Raw genomic sequence first — 16,594 nt, 5'->3', positions numbered from 1 at the left:
AGGGAAAATCGTGGCACGTAAGGCTATTATAGAAAAATGGAAAAAAGATCCAAAGTACCCAACACAGGCTTATACCAGATGTAACTTATGCGGCAGACCTCATTCAGTATTGAAGAAGTATGGTATCTGCAGAATCTGTTTCAGAGAACTTGCATACAAGGGAGAAATTCCTGGTGTCAAGAAAGCAAGCTGGTAAAACTTATTTAGTGAAAGGAGGCAATTAAATGGTTATGACTGATCCTATAGCAGACCTTCTAACTAGAGTTAGAAATGCGAATTCTGCTAGACATGAAGTTGTAGAAGTACCCTCTTCTAAAGTAAAGAAGGCGGTTGCAAATATATTACTTGAAGAAGGATACGTAAAGGGAATTGAGGAATACAACGATGGTGTTGTTCCGATGATGAGAATCGCCCTGAAGTATGGCGCAAGCAAAGAAAGAGTTATCACTGGTTTGAAGAGAATCTCCAAGCCAGGCCTGAGAGTATACTGTAAAGCTGAAGAAGTGCCAAAGGTCCTGAACGGACTTGGTGTTGCTGTAATATCAACATCACAGGGCGTTTTAGCGGATAGAGAAGCAAGAAAGCTTGGACTAGGTGGAGAAGTAATCTGCTACATCTGGTAGTAAATAGGTTGCTATCTTAATTAACAGGAGGTTAGATGAATGTCAAGAATTGGTAAAATGCCAATAGCAATTCCTGCCGGAGTAACCTTTGATGTAACACCAGATAATGTTGTAACAGTAAAGGGACCTAAGGGCACACTGGAAAAAGCTATGCACAAGAATATCAAAATAAACGTTGAAGATGGTCAGATTGTTGTGACCAGACCAAACGATGAAAAAGAGAACAGAGCACTTCACGGACTTGTGAGATCTCTGGTCAACAATATGGTTGTAGGAGTTTCAGAAGGCTATCAGAAGACACTTGAACTTGTAGGCGTGGGTTACAGAGCTCAGCTGCAGGGCAAGAAGCTTGTGATGAACCTGGGGTTCTCCCATCCAGTTGAGTTTGATGCCATTGACGGAATCGAATTCGAAATCGTAAGCCCAACGAAGCTGATCGTCAGAGGAATCGACAAGGAACTTGTTGGTGACGTGGCTGCCGATATCAGAGCTTGGAGAAAGCCAGAGCCATATAAGGGCAAGGGTATCAAGTTCGAAGGCGAAGTAATCAGACGTAAAGTTGGTAAGACTGGTAAGTAGAATTAAGAAAGGAGTGAACCTTAATGTTCAAAAAGGAAGATAAAAGAGCGAATAGAGTAAGACGTCACGCTAGGGTTCGTAAGAAGATCAGCGGAACGGCTGAAAGACCAAGACTTTCTGTTTACAGAAGTGAAAAAAACATCTATGCTCAGATCATCGATGATGTGAACGGAGTAACACTTGTTTCTGCTTCATCAGTTGATAAGGATTTTGATGGAGTTGGAAGCAATAAGGATGCAGCCGCTAAGGTTGGAGTTCTAGTTGCAAAGAAGGCGCTGGATAAGGGCATTAAAGCAGTCGTATTCGACAGAGGTGGATTTATCTACCACGGTAGAATCGAAACACTGGCTGCAGCTGCAAGAGAAGCTGGACTAGAATTTTAAAAAAGGAGGAAACAATTTTGAAAATAGATCCTAGCACACTAGACCTAAAAGAAAAAGTTGTTAACATAGGTAGAGTTACTAAAGTTGTTAAGGGTGGTAGAAATTTCAGATTCGCAGCTCTTGTAGTTGTCGGAGATGAGAATGGCCACGTTGGAGTTGGAATGGGTAAGTCCATTGAAATTCCAGAAGCGATCAGAAAAGGCGTCGAAGATGCCAAGAAGAACCTGGTAGAAGTTAAGATCGATGGAACCACTGTTCCTCACCAGATCAACGGTATATTCGGTAAAGGCAATGTTGTAATCATGCCTGCTACAGAAGGTACAGGAGTCATCGCTGGTGGACCATCCAGAGTAGTGCTTGAACTTGCAGGATATAAAGATGTAAGAGCCAAGTCACTGGGATCCAACAACCCAAGCAACATGGTGAAGGCTACAATCAACGGACTGGCAAATCTTAAGACTGCAGAGGAAATCGCAGCATTAAGAGGAAAGTCTGTAGAAGAAATATTAGGATAGGAGGGGTTTTACTTGTCTAAAATTAAGGTAACACTAAAGAGAAGCTTAATTGGTAGAAAGAAGGACCATATTGCAACTGCCAAGGCACTTGGACTTTCCAAGATTGGTAAGAGTATGGAACATAATGATACTCCTCAAGTTAGAGGTATGATCAAAAAGATCGAATATCTTCTACTAGTAGAAGAAGCGTAAAAGTAAGAGGAGGTGTACAGAATATGAAACTTCATGAGTTAAAGCCTGTAGAAGGCTCAAGAAAGGCTCAAAAGAGAGTCGGTAGAGGTACTGGTTCAGGACTTGGAAAGACTGCCGGAAGAGGACAGGATGGACAGGGTTCAAGATCAGGTGGCGGAAAGAGACCAGGTTTTGAAGGTGGACAGATGCCACTTTACAGAAGACTTCCTAAGAGAGGTTTTACCAATATTTTTGCGAAGCAGATCGTTGAGGTTAACGTTGAGAGACTTAACATTTTCGAGAACGGAACAGAAGTTACAGAAGCCCTACTGAAGGAGCACGGAGTTATTTCCAAGACTCTTGACGGTGTCAAGATCCTAGGAAACGGAGAACTTACAAAATCCCTGACAGTTAAGGTAAGTAGATTCTCAAAATCAGCACAGGAGAAGATAGAAGCTGCTGGAGGAAAAGTTGAGGTGATTTAATGTTACAGACGCTGAAGAATGCTTGGAAACTACCAGACTTAAGAAAAAGGATACTGTTCACAGTATTTATAGTTTTCATTTTTAGACTGGGTAACTTCATACCTGTCCCGAACATCAATACGGACGCGTTACAGGACCTGGCAAATTCACAGACACTGGTCGGCTTTTATGATCTGATCTCAGGTGGTGCGTTTAGCAGCTTTAGTATTTTTGCTATGGGTGTTACACCATACATCAACGCATCGATCATTATGCAGCTGATGAACGTAATAATCCCGAAATTAGAACAGCTTTCCAAAGAAGGACAAGAAGGAAGAGCGAAGATACAGAATTACACCAAGTATCTTGCAGTAGCCATCGGTGCGGTTCAGGCTTACGGTACTTATGTACTGATCTATAATGCCGGAGCAGTAAGAAATGACTCTCTTCTCAATACAGTCCTCATCGTCATGACACTACTCGCATCGTCCATATTCCTGATATGGCTGGGAGACAGAATTACGGAGAAGGGAATCGGTAACGGTGTATCTGTTCTGATTTTCATCAATATCGTATCCCGTATTCCAGTGATGGCAACTCAGGTTGGCGTCCTGTACTCAGGCGGAACCGTCGACATCGTCATGATGACACTATTTGTACTAGCCATGGTCGCTCTATTTGTTGGAACCGTAGCCTTCTCCCTCGGAGAAAGAAGAATTCCGGTTCAGTACTCAGGCAGAGTGTCTGGCACAAAGCAGATCAAAGGACAGTCTTCACATATTCCAGTAAGTGTAAGCTCAGCATGTGTAATTGCAATCATTTTTGCAATGTCCGTTATGCAGTTCCCAGCCACACTGGCAGAGTTCTTCAGAAACTCGACAGTGCTCAACTGGTTGACTACAAGCGACTGGAGCGTATTTAAAGTGAATTCCGTAGGATATGCAGTAATGTATGTTGTTCTGGTAATTTTCTTTGCAGTGTTCTATACACAGATCACCATGAAGCCAGAAGATATGGCTGAAAACATGGCGAAGTCCGGCGGTTATGTTGCCGGAATCAGACCAGGTGTTGCCACAGCGAAATATCTGGAGAGAATCCTTACAAAAGTTGCAGTAATCGGCGGAACATTCGCAGCCCTCATTGCAGTATTCCCTATCGTGCTTGAAGGATACACACCATTCAAAGGCCTGGCCTTCGGTGGTACCGTCATCTTCATCATGGCTGGTGTAGCACTGGATACAATGAGACAGCTGGAGTCACAGCTTGTTATGAGACATTACAAAGGGTTTCTTAAATAGTAATAATATTTGGAGATGATACCGTTGAGAATTATTTTATTGGGTCCCCCGGGCGCCGGCAAAGGCACCCAGGCACAGTCTATAAGTAACAAGTATGTGATTCCCCATATTTCCACTGGAGATATCTTCAGGATGAATATTACGGAGGGAACAGAACTTGGAGTACTGGCCAAAAGTTATATGGATAAGGGGCTTCTTGTCCCGGACGATGTAACCATCAACCTTGTAAAAAGCAGACTGAAGGAAAAAGACACAAAGAATGGATTTTTGCTTGACGGATTTCCAAGAACCATACATCAGGCCGAAGTCTTAGACGAACTTTTGGCAGAGGATCATGAAGCAATTGAAACAGCGCTTTTAATCAAGGTGCCCAGAGCATTCATTATAATGAGGATGACCGGCAGAAGGGTATGTCCCAACTGCGGTGCTTCCTACCATTTGGAGTTCAATCCACCGATGATTTCTCAAATCTGCGATGACTGCGGATCCAATCTGATCCAAAGGGAAGATGACAAGAAAGAAACCGTGCTGGAAAGGCTGGAGATTTATGATTTTCAGACCAAGCCTCTCATCGATTACTATGAAAAAAAAGGAATCCTGAAAGAGGTAGATGGTACAAAGGCCATAAATGAGGTCTTTGAGGAGATCATTAGCATACTAGGAGACAATAAATGATCATTATAAAGAACAACAGGGAAATCGAGCTTATGAAAGAAGCAGGGAAGCTTGTGGGAGAGACCCTGAATCTGGTAGAGAAAAGTATTAGACCAGGTATTTCCACATTGGCACTGGACAAAATCTGTGAAGAATTTATAATAAGGAGTGGAGCAATTCCATCCTTCAAGAATTACAACGGATTTCCAGGTTCCATCTGCGCTTCTGTAAATGAGGTGGTGGTCCATGGCATACCCAGCAGGGAGATCATTCTTTCGGAAGGGGATATCATAACCATCGACTGCGGAGCACTGCTAAATGGATTTCATGGGGATGCTGCCAGAACCTTCAAGGTCGGGCAGGTCAGCGAAGAAGCGGAAAAACTGATCAGAGTGACGGAAGAGAGTTTCTTCAAAGGTGTGGAACAGGCACGAGTCGACCAGAGACTGGGCGACATTTCAAGTGCCATACAAGAGCACATTGAATCCAACGGATTAAGTGTGGTAAGAGATTTCACCGGTCATGGGATCGGTAGAGACCTCCATGAAGGTCCAAGTATTCCCAACTATGGCGTAGCACATAGGGGACCGAAGCTGAGGGCGGGTATGGCGCTGGCCATTGAACCCATGGCAAATCTTGGTTCTTATCATGTGAAAGTGCTGGAAGACAACTGGACTGCGGTGACGCGAGACGGTAAATGGTCTGCACAGTACGAGAACACGGTGATAATCACAGAGGACGGACCTTATATCACGACACTTGTTTAGGAGTTGAAGCCTTTTGCTTCAATGAAGTATTGGTTTAGATCTCTTATTAAACGGGAGTTGAGTAATTGGACAAAGAGTTGATCGGACTTATTGTAAAATCAAAAAAGGGAAGAGACATCGGAAAGTACTACATCATTGAAAGGGTCATCGACCCGTATCATGTGGCCCTCATTGATGGTCAGAAGTTTGATTTTAAAAGACAAAAAAGAAAGAACAGAAAACATCTTTGTATTATTACAAAAGCAGAAGAGGAAATAATTCAGGGAATTATGAATCAAGAGGAACGATGCTTAAAAAATATAATCAGGCGTTTAGCGCTTGAGGCAAAGGAGGTATGATTACCTTATGTCAAAAGAAGATGTTATAGAGATGCAGGGAGTGGTGAAAGAATCCCTTCCCAATGCACAATTTGTGGTGGAACTGGAAAGCGGTCACGTCATAAATGCACATCTCTCAGGAAAGTTAAGAATGAACTTTATCAGAATTCTTCCAGGGGACAGAGTGACACTAGAGCTTAGTCCATACGATCTTACAAAAGGCCGTATAACCTGGAGAGCAAAGTAATTAAGGAGGGTTAGCGAGATGAAAGTTAGACCATCAGTTAAGCCTATTTGCGAAAAGTGCAAAGTCATAAAGAGAAAAGGCAGGGTTATGGTAATTTGTGAAAACCCTAAGCACAAGCAAAAGCAGGGCTAAGAAAAAAAGTAATGAATTTTCAAATATACCAGGAGGTGTAGAGTTTAATGGCAAGAATATCAGGTGTTGACTTACCAAAGTCCAAAAGAATTGAAGTAGGTCTTACATACATTTATGGCATCGGTTTATCTACTGCAAGAAACATCCTCAAGGAAACAGGTGTCAACGGAGACATCAGAGTGAAGGATCTTTCAGAAGAAGACGTCAATGCGATCAGAGAATACATTGTTAAGAGTGTAAAGGTCGAAGGTGACCTGAGAAGAGAAGTAGCGCTGAACATCAAGAGACTTGTTGAAATCGGATGCTACAGAGGAATCAGACACAGAAAGGGTCTTCCCGTAAGAGGACAGAAGACCAAGACCAACGCAAGAACAAGAAAGGGTCCTAAGAAGACCATCGCAAATAAGAAGAAGTAAGGAGGGAAGAACATGGCAGCAGCTAAGAACAATAAAAGAGTAATTAGAAGAAGAAGAGATAAGAAGAACATTGAACATGGACAGGCTCATATCCAGTCAACTTTCAATAACTCCATCATTACAATCACAGATGCGGCAGGTAATGCGCTTTCCTGGTCAAGCTCAGGATCATTAGGATTCAGAGGTTCAAGAAAGAGCACACCATATGCTTCCCAGATGGCGGCAGAAACTGCAGCGAAGGCGGCAATGGAGCACGGTCTGAAGAGTGTTGAAGTTTACGTGAAGGGACCTGGTTCAGGTAGAGAAGCAGCGATCAGATCACTGCAGGCTGCAGGACTTGAAATTACGCTGATCAAGGATGTCACCCCAATTCCACATAATGGATGCAGACCTCCAAAGAGAAGAAGAGTATAATTTCAAAGCGGCCGGTTACCTGGGCGACAGATCCGGGATCTGGAATCAGAAGCCCTCGAATAGTTGCCAATATTCTATAGGAGGGTCATATAAATGTTTGAAATTGAAAAGCCAAAGATTCAGTGTGTAGAAACAAGCGAAGATGGGACCTATGGTAAGTTCGTAGTAGAACCGTTAGAAAGAGGCTATGGAATTACTTTAGGTAATGCATTGAGAAGAATGCTTTTATCCTCCCTGCCAGGTGTCGCACCTACATCCGTCAAGATTGACGGAGTACTTCATGAGTTTTCATCCGTTCCTGGAGTCAGAGAAGACGTAACAGAGCTTATTCTGAACCTCAAGGAACTGTTCATCAAGATGAATGGAGAAGGACCCAGAAAGATCTATATAGATGCCAAGGGACCTGGTGTAATCACAGCAGGAGACATCAAGACCGATGGAGATGTGGAAATCGTCAATAAGGATCTCTACATCGCTACACTTGAAGAGGACGCAAAGCTGTATGTTGAAATCAACGTGGATAGAGGTAGAGGATATGTTTCTCAGATGAGAAACAAGGCTGAAGGCCTGGCCATATCGACTATTCCCATGGATTCAATATATACCCCTGTGAAGAGAGTAAACTTTACAGTGGATAATACAAGAGTCGGACAGGTTACAGACTACGATAAGCTGACTCTTGAAATATGGACCAATGGTACCATTTTGACAGAAGAAGCCATAAGTCTTGCTGCAAAAGTACTTATTGAGCACTTTAAGCTGTTCATGACACTGACCAATCATGCCAACGATGTTGAAGTCATGATTGAGAAGGAAGATGACAAGAAAGAAAAGGTTCTGGAGATGACCATCGAAGAACTGGATCTCTCCGTCAGATCCTATAACTGTCTGAAGAGGGCAGGTATCAATACCGTTCATGAGCTTACAGAAAAGACCATGGACGATATGATGAAGGTAAGGAATCTAGGAAAGAAATCTCTCGAAGAAGTCGAGAGAAAGTTAAAGGACTTGGATTTATCCTTAAAGTCCACTGACGAGTAAAGGAGGTAAGTTAAATGGCTACATTAAGAAAACTTGGTCGTCCAACCGACCAGAGAACTGCAATGCTGAGAAGTCTTGTTACAAACTTCTTAAAGCACGGTAGAATTGAAACTACATACTACAGAGCTAAGGAAACAAAGAACATCGCTGAAAAGATGATCACTCTTGCTAAGAGAGGAGACCTTCACGCGAGAAGACAGGTACTTAGCTATGTTCATGAAGAAGAAGTAGTGAAGAATCTGTTTGACAATATCGCGCCAAAGTATGCTGAGAGAAACGGTGGTTACACCAGAATCTACAAGGCAGGCCCAAGAAGAGGCGACGGTGCTGAGAAGGCAATTCTGGAACTGGTTTAATTGTAAAGAGGAAGTCTGACTTCCCTTTGAATGAAGTAAGGGGATTAAGGAAACTTAGTCCCCTTTTTCAGTTAAACATGATAAGATAAAGTGATAAGTAGTAAAGGCTGCAGGTGATCGGTCTTTAGTGCTTATCGTAGGAGGGTCAACATGGAAAGTAAAAGCAATAGAGAAGAGAAGGAAATGATCAGAGCAGTTGAGCTTACCCATTATTATGATGATGGTCCGGAAGGGGAGAAGGAATATTCTCTCAGAGGCATTGATCTCACCGTGAAGGAAGGCGAGTTTGTGGTGGTGCTCGGACATAACGGTTCTGGGAAATCCACCTTCGCCAAACATATGAATGCACTGCTCCTGCCTGCAGGCGGAAAAATCTACATCGATTCCATCGATGCCACGGACCCGGAGAATACCTGGGAAGTGAGAAAAAGAGCCGGTATGGTGTTCCAGAATCCGGACAATCAGATGGTGGCCACGGTGGTGGAAGAGGATGTGGCCTTCGGACCGGAAAATCTGGGCGTTGAACCTTCTGAAATCAGAAAGAGAGTGGACAAGTCCCTGAAAGAAGTGAATATGTATGAGTACAGAAAACATGCGCCTCACCTTCTTTCCGGCGGACAGAAGCAGAGAGTGGCCATCGCAGGCATCATTGCCATGCGCCCGAAGATCATCATTCTGGATGAGCCTACAGCCATGCTGGACCCATCAGGCAGGGAAGAGGTCATGAAGACCATTCGTCAGCTCAATGAAGAGTACAACATCACCATCGTGCACATCACCCACTTCATGGAAGAAGCGGTGCAGGGGGATCGGATCGTCGTCATGGAGGAAGGGAAGATCATCATCGATGATACGCCACGCAATGTATTCAAGAATGTGGAGCTTCTGAAATCCATAGGCCTTGATGTGCCTCAGGTGACGGAGCTGGCCCATGAACTGATCAAGGATGGGGTTCCTCTGGATGAAGGAATACTAAATATAGAAGAAATGGTGGAGGCAATATGTCAATTAAAATAGAAAATCTGACTCATGTATATATGCCTAAAACACCTTTCGAAACCATCGCACTGGACAACATCAATCTGGAGCTGGAAGAAGGGAAGTTTTATGCGCTCATCGGTCATACCGGTTCGGGCAAATCCACGCTGATTCAGCATCTCAATGGTCTTCTGAAGCCAACTTCAGGAAAAATCATCATCGACGGCATGGATATCACTGACAAGAAGACCGTCATGAGCGATGTGCGAAAGAAAGTGGGGCTGGTTTTCCAGTACCCCGAATATCAGCTCTTTGAAGAAACCATCGAGAAGGACATCGCCTTTGGACCCATCAATCTGGGACTGGGCGAGGACGAGGTGCTAAGACGCGTGAAAAGAGCCATGGAGATGGTGGGGCTGGAGTATGAAAAATACAAAGATCTGTCACCTTTTGAGATCTCCGGGGGACAGAAAAGAAGAGTCGCCATTGCAGGCGTTGTGGCCATGGAGCCCAAGGTGCTGATTCTGGATGAACCCATTGCGGGACTTGACCCAAGAGGGAGAGATGCCATTCTTCATCAGCTGAAAAGGCTCCATGAGGAATACAAGCATACGGTGATTCTTGTGACCCATTCCATGGAGGATGTGGCAGATGTGGCGGAAGAAGTCATCGTCATGAGCGATGCGAAGGTCATGATGAAGGGCACACCCAGAGAAGTCTTCACGAAGATTGACATGCTGGAGGAAGTGGGACTGGGAGCCCCCCAGATCACCTACCTCATGCGCGCGCTGAATGAAAAAGGCATTCCCGTAAGAGAGGATATCTTCACCGTGGCCGAAGCCAAAGAAGAGATCAGAAAGTATCTTGCGAAAGGGGGTCAGACGTCATGATCAAGAATATCACCATCGGACAATACATTCCCGGAGAATCCTTCATCCACAAGCTGGACCCCAGGACGAAGATTCTGATTTCCATCCTTTTCATCGTGAACCTGTTTCTGGTGCAGAATTTCACCGCGTATCTTTTGATTCTCGGGTTCATCCTGCTCATGGTCCGTGTAGCGAAGCTCTCCCCGAAGTATCTGTACAAAGGGGTAAAACCGGTGTTCGTCCTGATCATCTTCACGGCGTTTCTGAACATGTTCGTGACCAAGGGCACCCAGGATACACTTCTTCTGGATTTCTGGATCTTCAAGATCTATGAAGAAGGAGTCTATCAGGCGCTGTTCATGACCTTCAGACTGGTGTTCCTCATCATGGGTACATCCATTCTGACGTTGACCACGTCGCCCATCGAGCTGACAGACGGCATTGAAAGCCTGCTGAAACCCTTCAAGAAGATCGGCGTGCCGGCCCACGAGCTGGCCATGATGATGAGCATCGCCCTTCGGTTCATTCCGACGCTCATGGATGAGACGGATAAGATCATGAAGGCGCAGATGGCAAGGGGAGCGGATTTCGAATCCACCAATATCATCAAAAAGGCGAAAAGTCTGATTCCACTTCTGGTGCCGCTGTTCATCTCTTCCTTCCGAAGAGCCGAAGAGCTGGCCATGGCCATGGAAGCCCGGAGCTACAGAGGGGGAGAAGGCAGAACCCGAATGAAGCAGCTGAAGTATAACCCGAGAGATTTCGGAGCCTTCGGGATTTTCGCAGTACTTGTGCTCCTGACATTTGGTCTGCGCTACACCAATCTGTTCTAAATGAATTGAAGAAGAGACCATTTCTTATAGAGAGAAATGGTCTTTCCCATATAAGGAGGAACTTATGAGAATATTACTCTATGTGGAATATGACGGAACGGCTTTCCATGGATATCAGAGGCAGAAGGAAGTGCGGACCGTACAGGAGGAACTGGAGAAAGCGCTGAGCATGCTCCTGAAGGAGGAAATCCACGTATCCGGGTCTTCCAGAACCGATGCGGGGGTTCATGCCAGAAGATATCCCGTGTCCTTTGAAACCAGTGGAACCATCCCTCCGGAGAAGATCGCCGTGGCTCTGAACCAGTTTCTTCCAGAGGATCTGAAAGCCCAGGCGTCTCTTGGCGTGAAAGACGACTTTGATGCCCGCTTTCACTCCAGAGGCAAGACCTATTCCTATCGCTTTCTGAGAAGAAGCCAGCCATCGGCGCTCTATCGGAATTACGCCTATCTGGTGCGCCAGGAGCTGGACCTTCAAAAAATGAGGAAAGTGGCAGAGGCTTTTCTAGGCACCCATGACTTCACGGGGTTTCGCTCCGTGGGCAGCAGCGATCCCAATCCTGTGAAGGAAATGAGGGAGATCCGGATTGTGGAAGAAGGAGAGTTTCTGGTGCTCTACATCACCGCTTCGGGCTTTCTCTACAACATGGCAAGAATTATTGCGGGAACCCTTCTGGATGCGGGCTTAGGAAGAATCACCAGAGAGGAAGTGGCAGATATTCTGGCGTCCGGGCAGCGAGGGAAGTCCATGGTGCTGCCACCCTGGGGCCTCTATCTGGAAGAAGTCTATTACGAGGAAAAGGATCTCTGAAGAAACAGGGTGTAAGCTGGAGGCTGAGTGGTCAGTCTCCAGTCTGCTTTTTGTCGGAAAATGCGCTATATTCAGCAGATAACTGGAATGTGTCTTTCTGAGACAGATGAATAATCTGGAAACTTACAGGGAAAGACAGTATATATTGTTGCTAAAATGAAATTATTTTGATACTCTTACAATACTAATATATATGCGCGTTGGGTCGTGCTCGGAATCGGGACCACTTGTCGGTTTTTCTCATAAGTCCATATTCTGAACCCATCGGAACAGGAGTAATCATCATGGAGTATCTCGTACAGTTTCAGATCAATATCTTTGCTTTGTTCATCCTGCTCGGTCTCTACCTGTTTGTAAGGACTTCAAGCATCAGAACATTCAGCGGCAGGCTGCTGAGGGGCCTTATCGTCGCCACAGCAGTTTCCATCATCGTGGAGCCTCTTACGTGGATCTTCGACGGAATGCTCTTTCAGGGCGCCTTTCTGCTTGAATACGGGACCAATTTCCTTCTCTTTCTTTTAGGACCTGTCATTGGGGGGCTCCTTCTGTCCTATATGGATTACAGGGCTTACAAGAATCCTCGTAGACTCAGAGAAAGATTCTATTATCAGCAGGCGTCTATTCTGACCCTTCTGCTGCTTATCGCGAATATCTTCACGCCCATCTATTTTTCGGTGGACCCTGTGACAAACAAGTTCAGCAGTGGAGACTTTAAGGATCTGCACTATGTTGTGCTGGCGGGATTCTATATCTACATGCTGTACTTCATTCTGAAAAGCAGGAAGAAGCTCACCTTGCAGGAATCACTGATCTTCATCCTCTGCTTTCTTCTGCCCATCCTCGGTATGGTGATTCAGCTTTATGACTCCAAGCTGCATTTTTCCTGGACATCCATCGTCATTGGTCTACTCATCATCTATGTGTTTCTGGAAACCACGCCTTCGGAAGAGGATTATCTCACAAAGCTCTACAATCGAAAGAACTATGAAAGCCAGCTGAACTATTTTGTTCAGATCCGCAAGCCCTTCGGAGTGGCGATCTTCGATCTCAACTACTTCAAGGATATCAATGACACCTACGGTCATCAGAAGGGGGATGAGGTCCTCATCGCCTTCGGTCAGGCACTGAAGAAGACCTTTGACCGGTATGGACTGGTTTCAAGACTGGGGGGAGATGAATTCGCCGTCATCATTGATGGGGCCTATGAGAAGATCGATGTACTTGTGGATGAATTAAGGGAAGTTCTTTCGAGCCATGAAGACCCCCTGGTGAGAAGTCTCGAGTTCAGCTTCGGCTATCAGAAGCATCAGGAGAGTATTTCACTGGATGAGCTCTATAACCTGGCAGATCATAAAATGTATGCGCACAAAGAGCGGATCAAGAGCAGTCAGGTGATGCAGAACGGATAAGCCTTGTGCATGAATGATTATGGGTGGATGTTAAAGGATAATCAGGAGCAAGGACCACTGATTTCAGCATCCTTAAAATGCTTGTGCAGCGAGCGGAAGTAAATATTTTGTTATTGTCTGCAAATCATGCAAATTACCCTTTTATTCCAGTGGGAAATCATGTATAATAGGTAGGTATCAGAAAAGGATACTAAATATTATTGACTTCTAGTGGTGGTTGTTTTATAATATTTGTGTTTGTAAATTACTTGTGTTGATCCACTAGCCCCGGGTCACGCAATGGAGAAAACCTAAGAAAGAATAGTAATAGGAACCCCTATTGTGGAGTTTCGGGAGGAAAGAAATGAAATCATATCAAGCAAAAACAGGAGCATATCAGCCAAAATGGTATGTTGTAGATGCAGCCGGCAAGCCTCTCGGTAGAGTAGCCAGCCAGGTAGCGCTTATTTTAAGAGGAAAGAACAAGCCTGAGTTTACACCAAATGTAGATTTAGGAGATTTCGTTATCATCATCAACGCAGAGAAGGTTGTTCTTACAGGTAAGAAGCTGGATCAGAAAATGATGAGAAGACATTCAAATTACCCAGGTGGACTTAAGGAAACTCCTTACAGAGAAGTACTCGCTAAGAAGCCTGAACTGGCATTCTCAGAAGCAGTCAGAAGAATGCTTCCAAAGGGTGTACTGGGAAGAAATCAGGCAAAGAAACTTAAGGTGTACAGAGGAGAAAATCATCCTCACGAAGCTCAGAACCCAGAAGTTCTTGAGCTAAAGTACTAGACGGGAGGAGGAAATAAAAATGGCAAAAGTTCAATACATGGGCACTGGTAGAAGAAAGAAATCAGTTGCAAGAGTTAGACTCGTACCTGGATCAGGTGAAGTTACAATCAACAAGAGAGACATCAAGGACTACTTTGGTCTTGAAACATTAATGCTTGTTGTAAATCAGCCGCTGGTACTGACAAACACAAAGAACTCCTATGATGTTCTTGTAAATGTACACGGTGGTGGACTTTCAGGACAGGCTGGAGCAATCAGACACGGTATTTCCAGAGCACTTCTTAAAGCTGATGAAACACTCAGAGGCGAACTGAAGAAGGCAGGTTTCTTAACAAGAGACCCAAGAATGAAGGAAAGAAAGAAGTACGGTCTGAAGAAAGCCAGAAAGAGCCCACAGTTCTCAAAGAGATAGTACGAAAAGAGCCAATCTATATGGCATTCAGAATCTCCCGGATTTATTCCGGGAGATTTTTTATGCTGCCATTTCTGAACATAGGGTGGATGAAGAAGAACCGGAAATGGGAGTTTTATACAGATTTAAAAGATTCCTGTTGTACAGACGAAAGATTCATGCATCCCGTGAAGATTCCTGTTTTCTCTGTTTCAGATTATAAAATGGAATGGTATTCATTCTCAGTTTTTCTAAAGAAACGGTGAGAATGAAACAATTTCAGCAACCGCGTTAATTCTATGTTAAATAACGTAATGATTAGTTAACATAGAGGTGATTTCGCTGTATCATTAGTTTGAAATATAATGAACTCAATTTGGAGGGACTCTTTTGGATATTAATATGATCATTGGACTATTTGGAGGACTTGGACTGTTTCTATACGGTATGAAAATGATGGGTGACGGTCTGGAAAATGCCGCTGGTTCTAAACTGAAGTTTATTCTGAACAAGGTTACGGCCAACCCCATCAGTTCTGTTCTTGTTGGTACATTTGTCACCATTCTCATGCAGTCCAGTTCGGCGACCACCGTCATGGTCATCGGATTTGTCAATTCCGGATTGCTGAATCTCGTTCAGGCGACTGGAATCATCATGGGTGCAAATATCGGAACCACCACCACCGCATTTCTCGTTTCCATGAACATCGATGCGCTGGTGCCGATTCTGATTTTCACAGGCTCCATCCTCTTTCTCTTCACCAAGGCGAAGAAGAGAAGAGACCTGGCCAGCATTCTTCTGGGATTTGGTATTCTGATGCTGGGTATGGAGCTCATGAGTGAAGCCATGTATCCGCTGAGAGATTCACAGGTGTTCAAGGATCTTATACTCTCCATCGGAACCAAATGGTATCTGGGTGTTCTCATAGGGCTTGGTATCACCATGCTGGTACAGTCAAGCTCAGCAACCACAGGTCTTCTTGTGGCGCTGACCACCACAGGAAGCATCACCATTCAGGTGGCATTCCCGCTGATTCTGGGTGCAAATATCGGAACCACCATCACAGCGCTCTTGTCCTCCATTACGGCGAACAAGACAGCGAAGAAAGCTGCGGTGATCCATCTGCTCTTTAATATCGTTGGTGCCATCATCTTCCTTCCACTGGGTAAATACCTCATGGAGATTGTCACCTACTTGGCACCGGAAAGCATCAAACTGGAGATTTCCCTCATCCATCTGATCTTCAACGTATCCAACACACTGGTACTGCTTCCCTTTGCAGGACTTCTGATCCGGATCGCAGAGAGAGTCGTAGGACAGGAGGAAGATAAGATTTCAGAGATCCTTGACCGCAGACTTCTTCAGACCCCAAGTATCGCAGAAGGACAGGTCATTCTTGAAACGGTGAAACTGGCGCAGCTTGCGCAGGAAAATGTGAAGCTGGCTACAGAGGCCTTCATGAACAATGACATGAAGAATGTAGATCTTGTCTACAAGAATGAAGACCGAATCAATGAAGTGACAGAAATCATCACGAACTTCCTGGTACAGCTCTCCAGCAGTGACCTCAACGTCAATGAGTTCGGAAGAGTGGGAGACACCTATCACGTGCTCAATGATATTGAGAGAATGGGTGACCATGCGGAGAACATCATGGAACTTGCGCAGGAGAGAGACAGAAAGAATGTGGAGATCTCTGAGGAAGCCCGCGAAGAAGTGAGAGCCATCTATGATTACACCAATCATGCCATGGACATCGCCATCGAAAGCTACAAGGAAAACAATAAGGAAAAAGCTCTGTCCATCATACAGGTGGAAGAGCGTATCGACACCCTGCAGAAAGAATACAGAGATGCACATATCAGAAGACTCAATGCAGGCAGGTGCAGTGCACTGGCCGGAATCCTGTTCCTGGACCTGATCTCCAATATGGAAAGAATCGGTGACCATGCAAAGAACATCGCTGATACGGTATCAGAGATCAAAGAAAGAGACTAATCACACAGATCGCTTCGAATCCCAGGGTTCGGGGCGATTATTATTGTTAAGGGATAAAGAGAGACTGCGTTAAATTCAGGTTAAATAAGGTGTATCGACATTACTATTCCTTCTGAATAGGGGTAGAATGAACATGAAATAGTAATTGTATGG

The 16,594-nt window shown here is 44.7% G+C and carries 25 protein-coding genes; all 25 read left to right on the top strand.

Annotated elements, in window-relative coordinates:
• Positions 1 to 10 precede the first annotated feature (10 nt).
• The 25 genes from J3A84_RS06985 (at position 11) to J3A84_RS06865 (ending at position 16,441) form a co-directional block, all read left to right on the top strand.
• The gene (locus J3A84_RS06985) at positions 11 to 196 is read left to right on the top strand and encodes a type Z 30S ribosomal protein S14 (RefSeq protein WP_207599291.1); all 186 of its coding nucleotides are present in this window, start codon (positions 11 to 13) and stop codon (positions 194 to 196) included.
• Between the two features lie 28 nt (positions 197 to 224).
• Positions 225 to 623, top strand: a complete 399-nt coding sequence (gene rpsH, locus J3A84_RS06980; protein ID WP_207599290.1) for a 30S ribosomal protein S8 — start codon at positions 225 to 227, stop codon at positions 621 to 623.
• Positions 624 to 662: 39 nt separating this feature from the next.
• Positions 663 to 1,202: a 50S ribosomal protein L6 gene (rplF, locus tag J3A84_RS06975; protein ID WP_207599289.1), complete on the top strand. Its 540-nt coding sequence runs from the start codon at positions 663 to 665 to the stop codon at positions 1,200 to 1,202.
• A gap of 23 nt (positions 1,203 to 1,225) precedes the next feature.
• Positions 1,226 to 1,585 carry a 50S ribosomal protein L18 gene (gene rplR, locus J3A84_RS06970; protein WP_207599288.1) on the top strand — a complete coding sequence of 120 codons (360 nt, stop codon included), beginning with the start codon at positions 1,226 to 1,228 and terminating at the stop codon, positions 1,583 to 1,585.
• A 17-nt stretch (positions 1,586 to 1,602) separates the two neighbouring features.
• Positions 1,603 to 2,100, top strand: a complete 498-nt coding sequence (gene rpsE, locus J3A84_RS06965; protein ID WP_207599287.1) for a 30S ribosomal protein S5 — start codon at positions 1,603 to 1,605, stop codon at positions 2,098 to 2,100.
• Positions 2,101 to 2,112: 12 nt separating this feature from the next.
• Positions 2,113 to 2,292, top strand: coding sequence for a 50S ribosomal protein L30 (gene rpmD / locus J3A84_RS06960; protein ID WP_207599286.1), 180 nt, complete (start codon positions 2,113 to 2,115; stop codon positions 2,290 to 2,292).
• Positions 2,293 to 2,315: 23 nt separating this feature from the next.
• Positions 2,316 to 2,756, top strand: coding sequence for a 50S ribosomal protein L15 (gene rplO, locus J3A84_RS06955; RefSeq protein WP_207599285.1), 441 nt, complete (start codon positions 2,316 to 2,318; stop codon positions 2,754 to 2,756).
• Positions 2,756 to 4,033 (top strand): preprotein translocase subunit SecY, encoded by a 1,278-nt coding sequence (secY, locus tag J3A84_RS06950; RefSeq protein ID WP_207599284.1) that lies wholly within the window; start codon positions 2,756 to 2,758, stop codon positions 4,031 to 4,033. Before rplO ends, secY begins: the two co-directional genes overlap by 1 nt.
• A gap of 24 nt (positions 4,034 to 4,057) precedes the next feature.
• Positions 4,058 to 4,708 (top strand): adenylate kinase, encoded by a 651-nt coding sequence (locus tag J3A84_RS06945; protein WP_207599359.1) that lies wholly within the window; start codon positions 4,058 to 4,060, stop codon positions 4,706 to 4,708.
• Positions 4,705 to 5,454 carry a type I methionyl aminopeptidase gene (gene map / locus J3A84_RS06940; protein ID WP_207599283.1) on the top strand — a complete coding sequence of 250 codons (750 nt, stop codon included), beginning with the start codon at positions 4,705 to 4,707 and terminating at the stop codon, positions 5,452 to 5,454. Before J3A84_RS06945 ends, map begins: the two co-directional genes overlap by 4 nt.
• A gap of 65 nt (positions 5,455 to 5,519) precedes the next feature.
• Positions 5,520 to 5,792: a KOW domain-containing RNA-binding protein gene (locus tag J3A84_RS06935; protein WP_207599282.1), complete on the top strand. Its 273-nt coding sequence runs from the start codon at positions 5,520 to 5,522 to the stop codon at positions 5,790 to 5,792.
• A gap of 7 nt (positions 5,793 to 5,799) precedes the next feature.
• Entirely contained in the window at positions 5,800 to 6,018 is a 219-nt protein-coding gene (gene infA / locus J3A84_RS06930) for a translation initiation factor IF-1 (RefSeq protein ID WP_207599281.1), read from the top strand.
• An 18-nt stretch (positions 6,019 to 6,036) separates the two neighbouring features.
• A complete protein-coding gene (gene rpmJ / locus J3A84_RS06925) occupies positions 6,037 to 6,150 on the top strand; it encodes a 50S ribosomal protein L36 (RefSeq protein WP_003373491.1) in 114 nt (37 codons plus the stop codon).
• Between the two features lie 47 nt (positions 6,151 to 6,197).
• Entirely contained in the window at positions 6,198 to 6,566 is a 369-nt protein-coding gene (gene rpsM, locus J3A84_RS06920) for a 30S ribosomal protein S13 (protein WP_207599280.1), read from the top strand.
• Between the two features lie 12 nt (positions 6,567 to 6,578).
• Entirely contained in the window at positions 6,579 to 6,980 is a 402-nt protein-coding gene (gene rpsK / locus J3A84_RS06915; protein WP_207599279.1) for a 30S ribosomal protein S11, read from the top strand.
• Positions 6,981 to 7,073: 93 nt separating this feature from the next.
• Complete coding sequence (locus J3A84_RS06910; protein ID WP_207599278.1) at positions 7,074 to 8,021, top strand: DNA-directed RNA polymerase subunit alpha; 948 nt, start codon at positions 7,074 to 7,076, stop codon at positions 8,019 to 8,021.
• A 14-nt stretch (positions 8,022 to 8,035) separates the two neighbouring features.
• On the top strand, positions 8,036 to 8,377 hold the full coding sequence (gene rplQ / locus J3A84_RS06905) for a 50S ribosomal protein L17 (protein ID WP_207599277.1): 342 nt from the start codon (positions 8,036 to 8,038) through the stop codon (positions 8,375 to 8,377).
• Positions 8,378 to 8,527: 150 nt separating this feature from the next.
• Entirely contained in the window at positions 8,528 to 9,394 is an 867-nt protein-coding gene (locus J3A84_RS06900; RefSeq protein WP_207599276.1) for an energy-coupling factor transporter ATPase, read from the top strand.
• On the top strand, positions 9,379 to 10,245 hold the full coding sequence (locus J3A84_RS06895; RefSeq protein WP_207599275.1) for an energy-coupling factor transporter ATPase: 867 nt from the start codon (positions 9,379 to 9,381) through the stop codon (positions 10,243 to 10,245). The genes J3A84_RS06900 and J3A84_RS06895 overlap by 16 nt, the downstream gene beginning before the upstream one ends.
• Entirely contained in the window at positions 10,242 to 11,057 is an 816-nt protein-coding gene (locus J3A84_RS06890) for an energy-coupling factor transporter transmembrane component T family protein (RefSeq protein ID WP_207599274.1), read from the top strand. The genes J3A84_RS06895 and J3A84_RS06890 overlap by 4 nt, the downstream gene beginning before the upstream one ends.
• 64 nt (positions 11,058 to 11,121) lie before the next feature.
• Positions 11,122 to 11,865: a tRNA pseudouridine(38-40) synthase TruA gene (truA, locus tag J3A84_RS06885; protein ID WP_207599273.1), complete on the top strand. Its 744-nt coding sequence runs from the start codon at positions 11,122 to 11,124 to the stop codon at positions 11,863 to 11,865.
• Positions 11,866 to 12,149: 284 nt separating this feature from the next.
• A complete protein-coding gene (locus J3A84_RS06880; protein ID WP_207599272.1) occupies positions 12,150 to 13,274 on the top strand; it encodes a GGDEF domain-containing protein in 1,125 nt (374 codons plus the stop codon).
• Positions 13,275 to 13,617: 343 nt separating this feature from the next.
• Entirely contained in the window at positions 13,618 to 14,052 is a 435-nt protein-coding gene (gene rplM / locus J3A84_RS06875; RefSeq protein ID WP_207599271.1) for a 50S ribosomal protein L13, read from the top strand.
• Between the two features lie 19 nt (positions 14,053 to 14,071).
• On the top strand, positions 14,072 to 14,464 hold the full coding sequence (gene rpsI, locus J3A84_RS06870) for a 30S ribosomal protein S9 (protein WP_207599270.1): 393 nt from the start codon (positions 14,072 to 14,074) through the stop codon (positions 14,462 to 14,464).
• Positions 14,465 to 14,845: 381 nt separating this feature from the next.
• Positions 14,846 to 16,441 (top strand): Na/Pi cotransporter family protein, encoded by a 1,596-nt coding sequence (locus J3A84_RS06865; protein WP_207599358.1) that lies wholly within the window; start codon positions 14,846 to 14,848, stop codon positions 16,439 to 16,441.
• Positions 16,442 to 16,594: the final 153 nt, after the last annotated feature.

Origin of the sequence: Proteiniclasticum aestuarii (assembly GCF_017368455.1) — a bacterium.
GTDB lineage: Bacteria > Bacillota > Clostridia > Clostridiales > Clostridiaceae > Proteiniclasticum > Proteiniclasticum aestuarii.
This window is presented reverse-complemented; position numbering and strand designations above follow the sequence as displayed.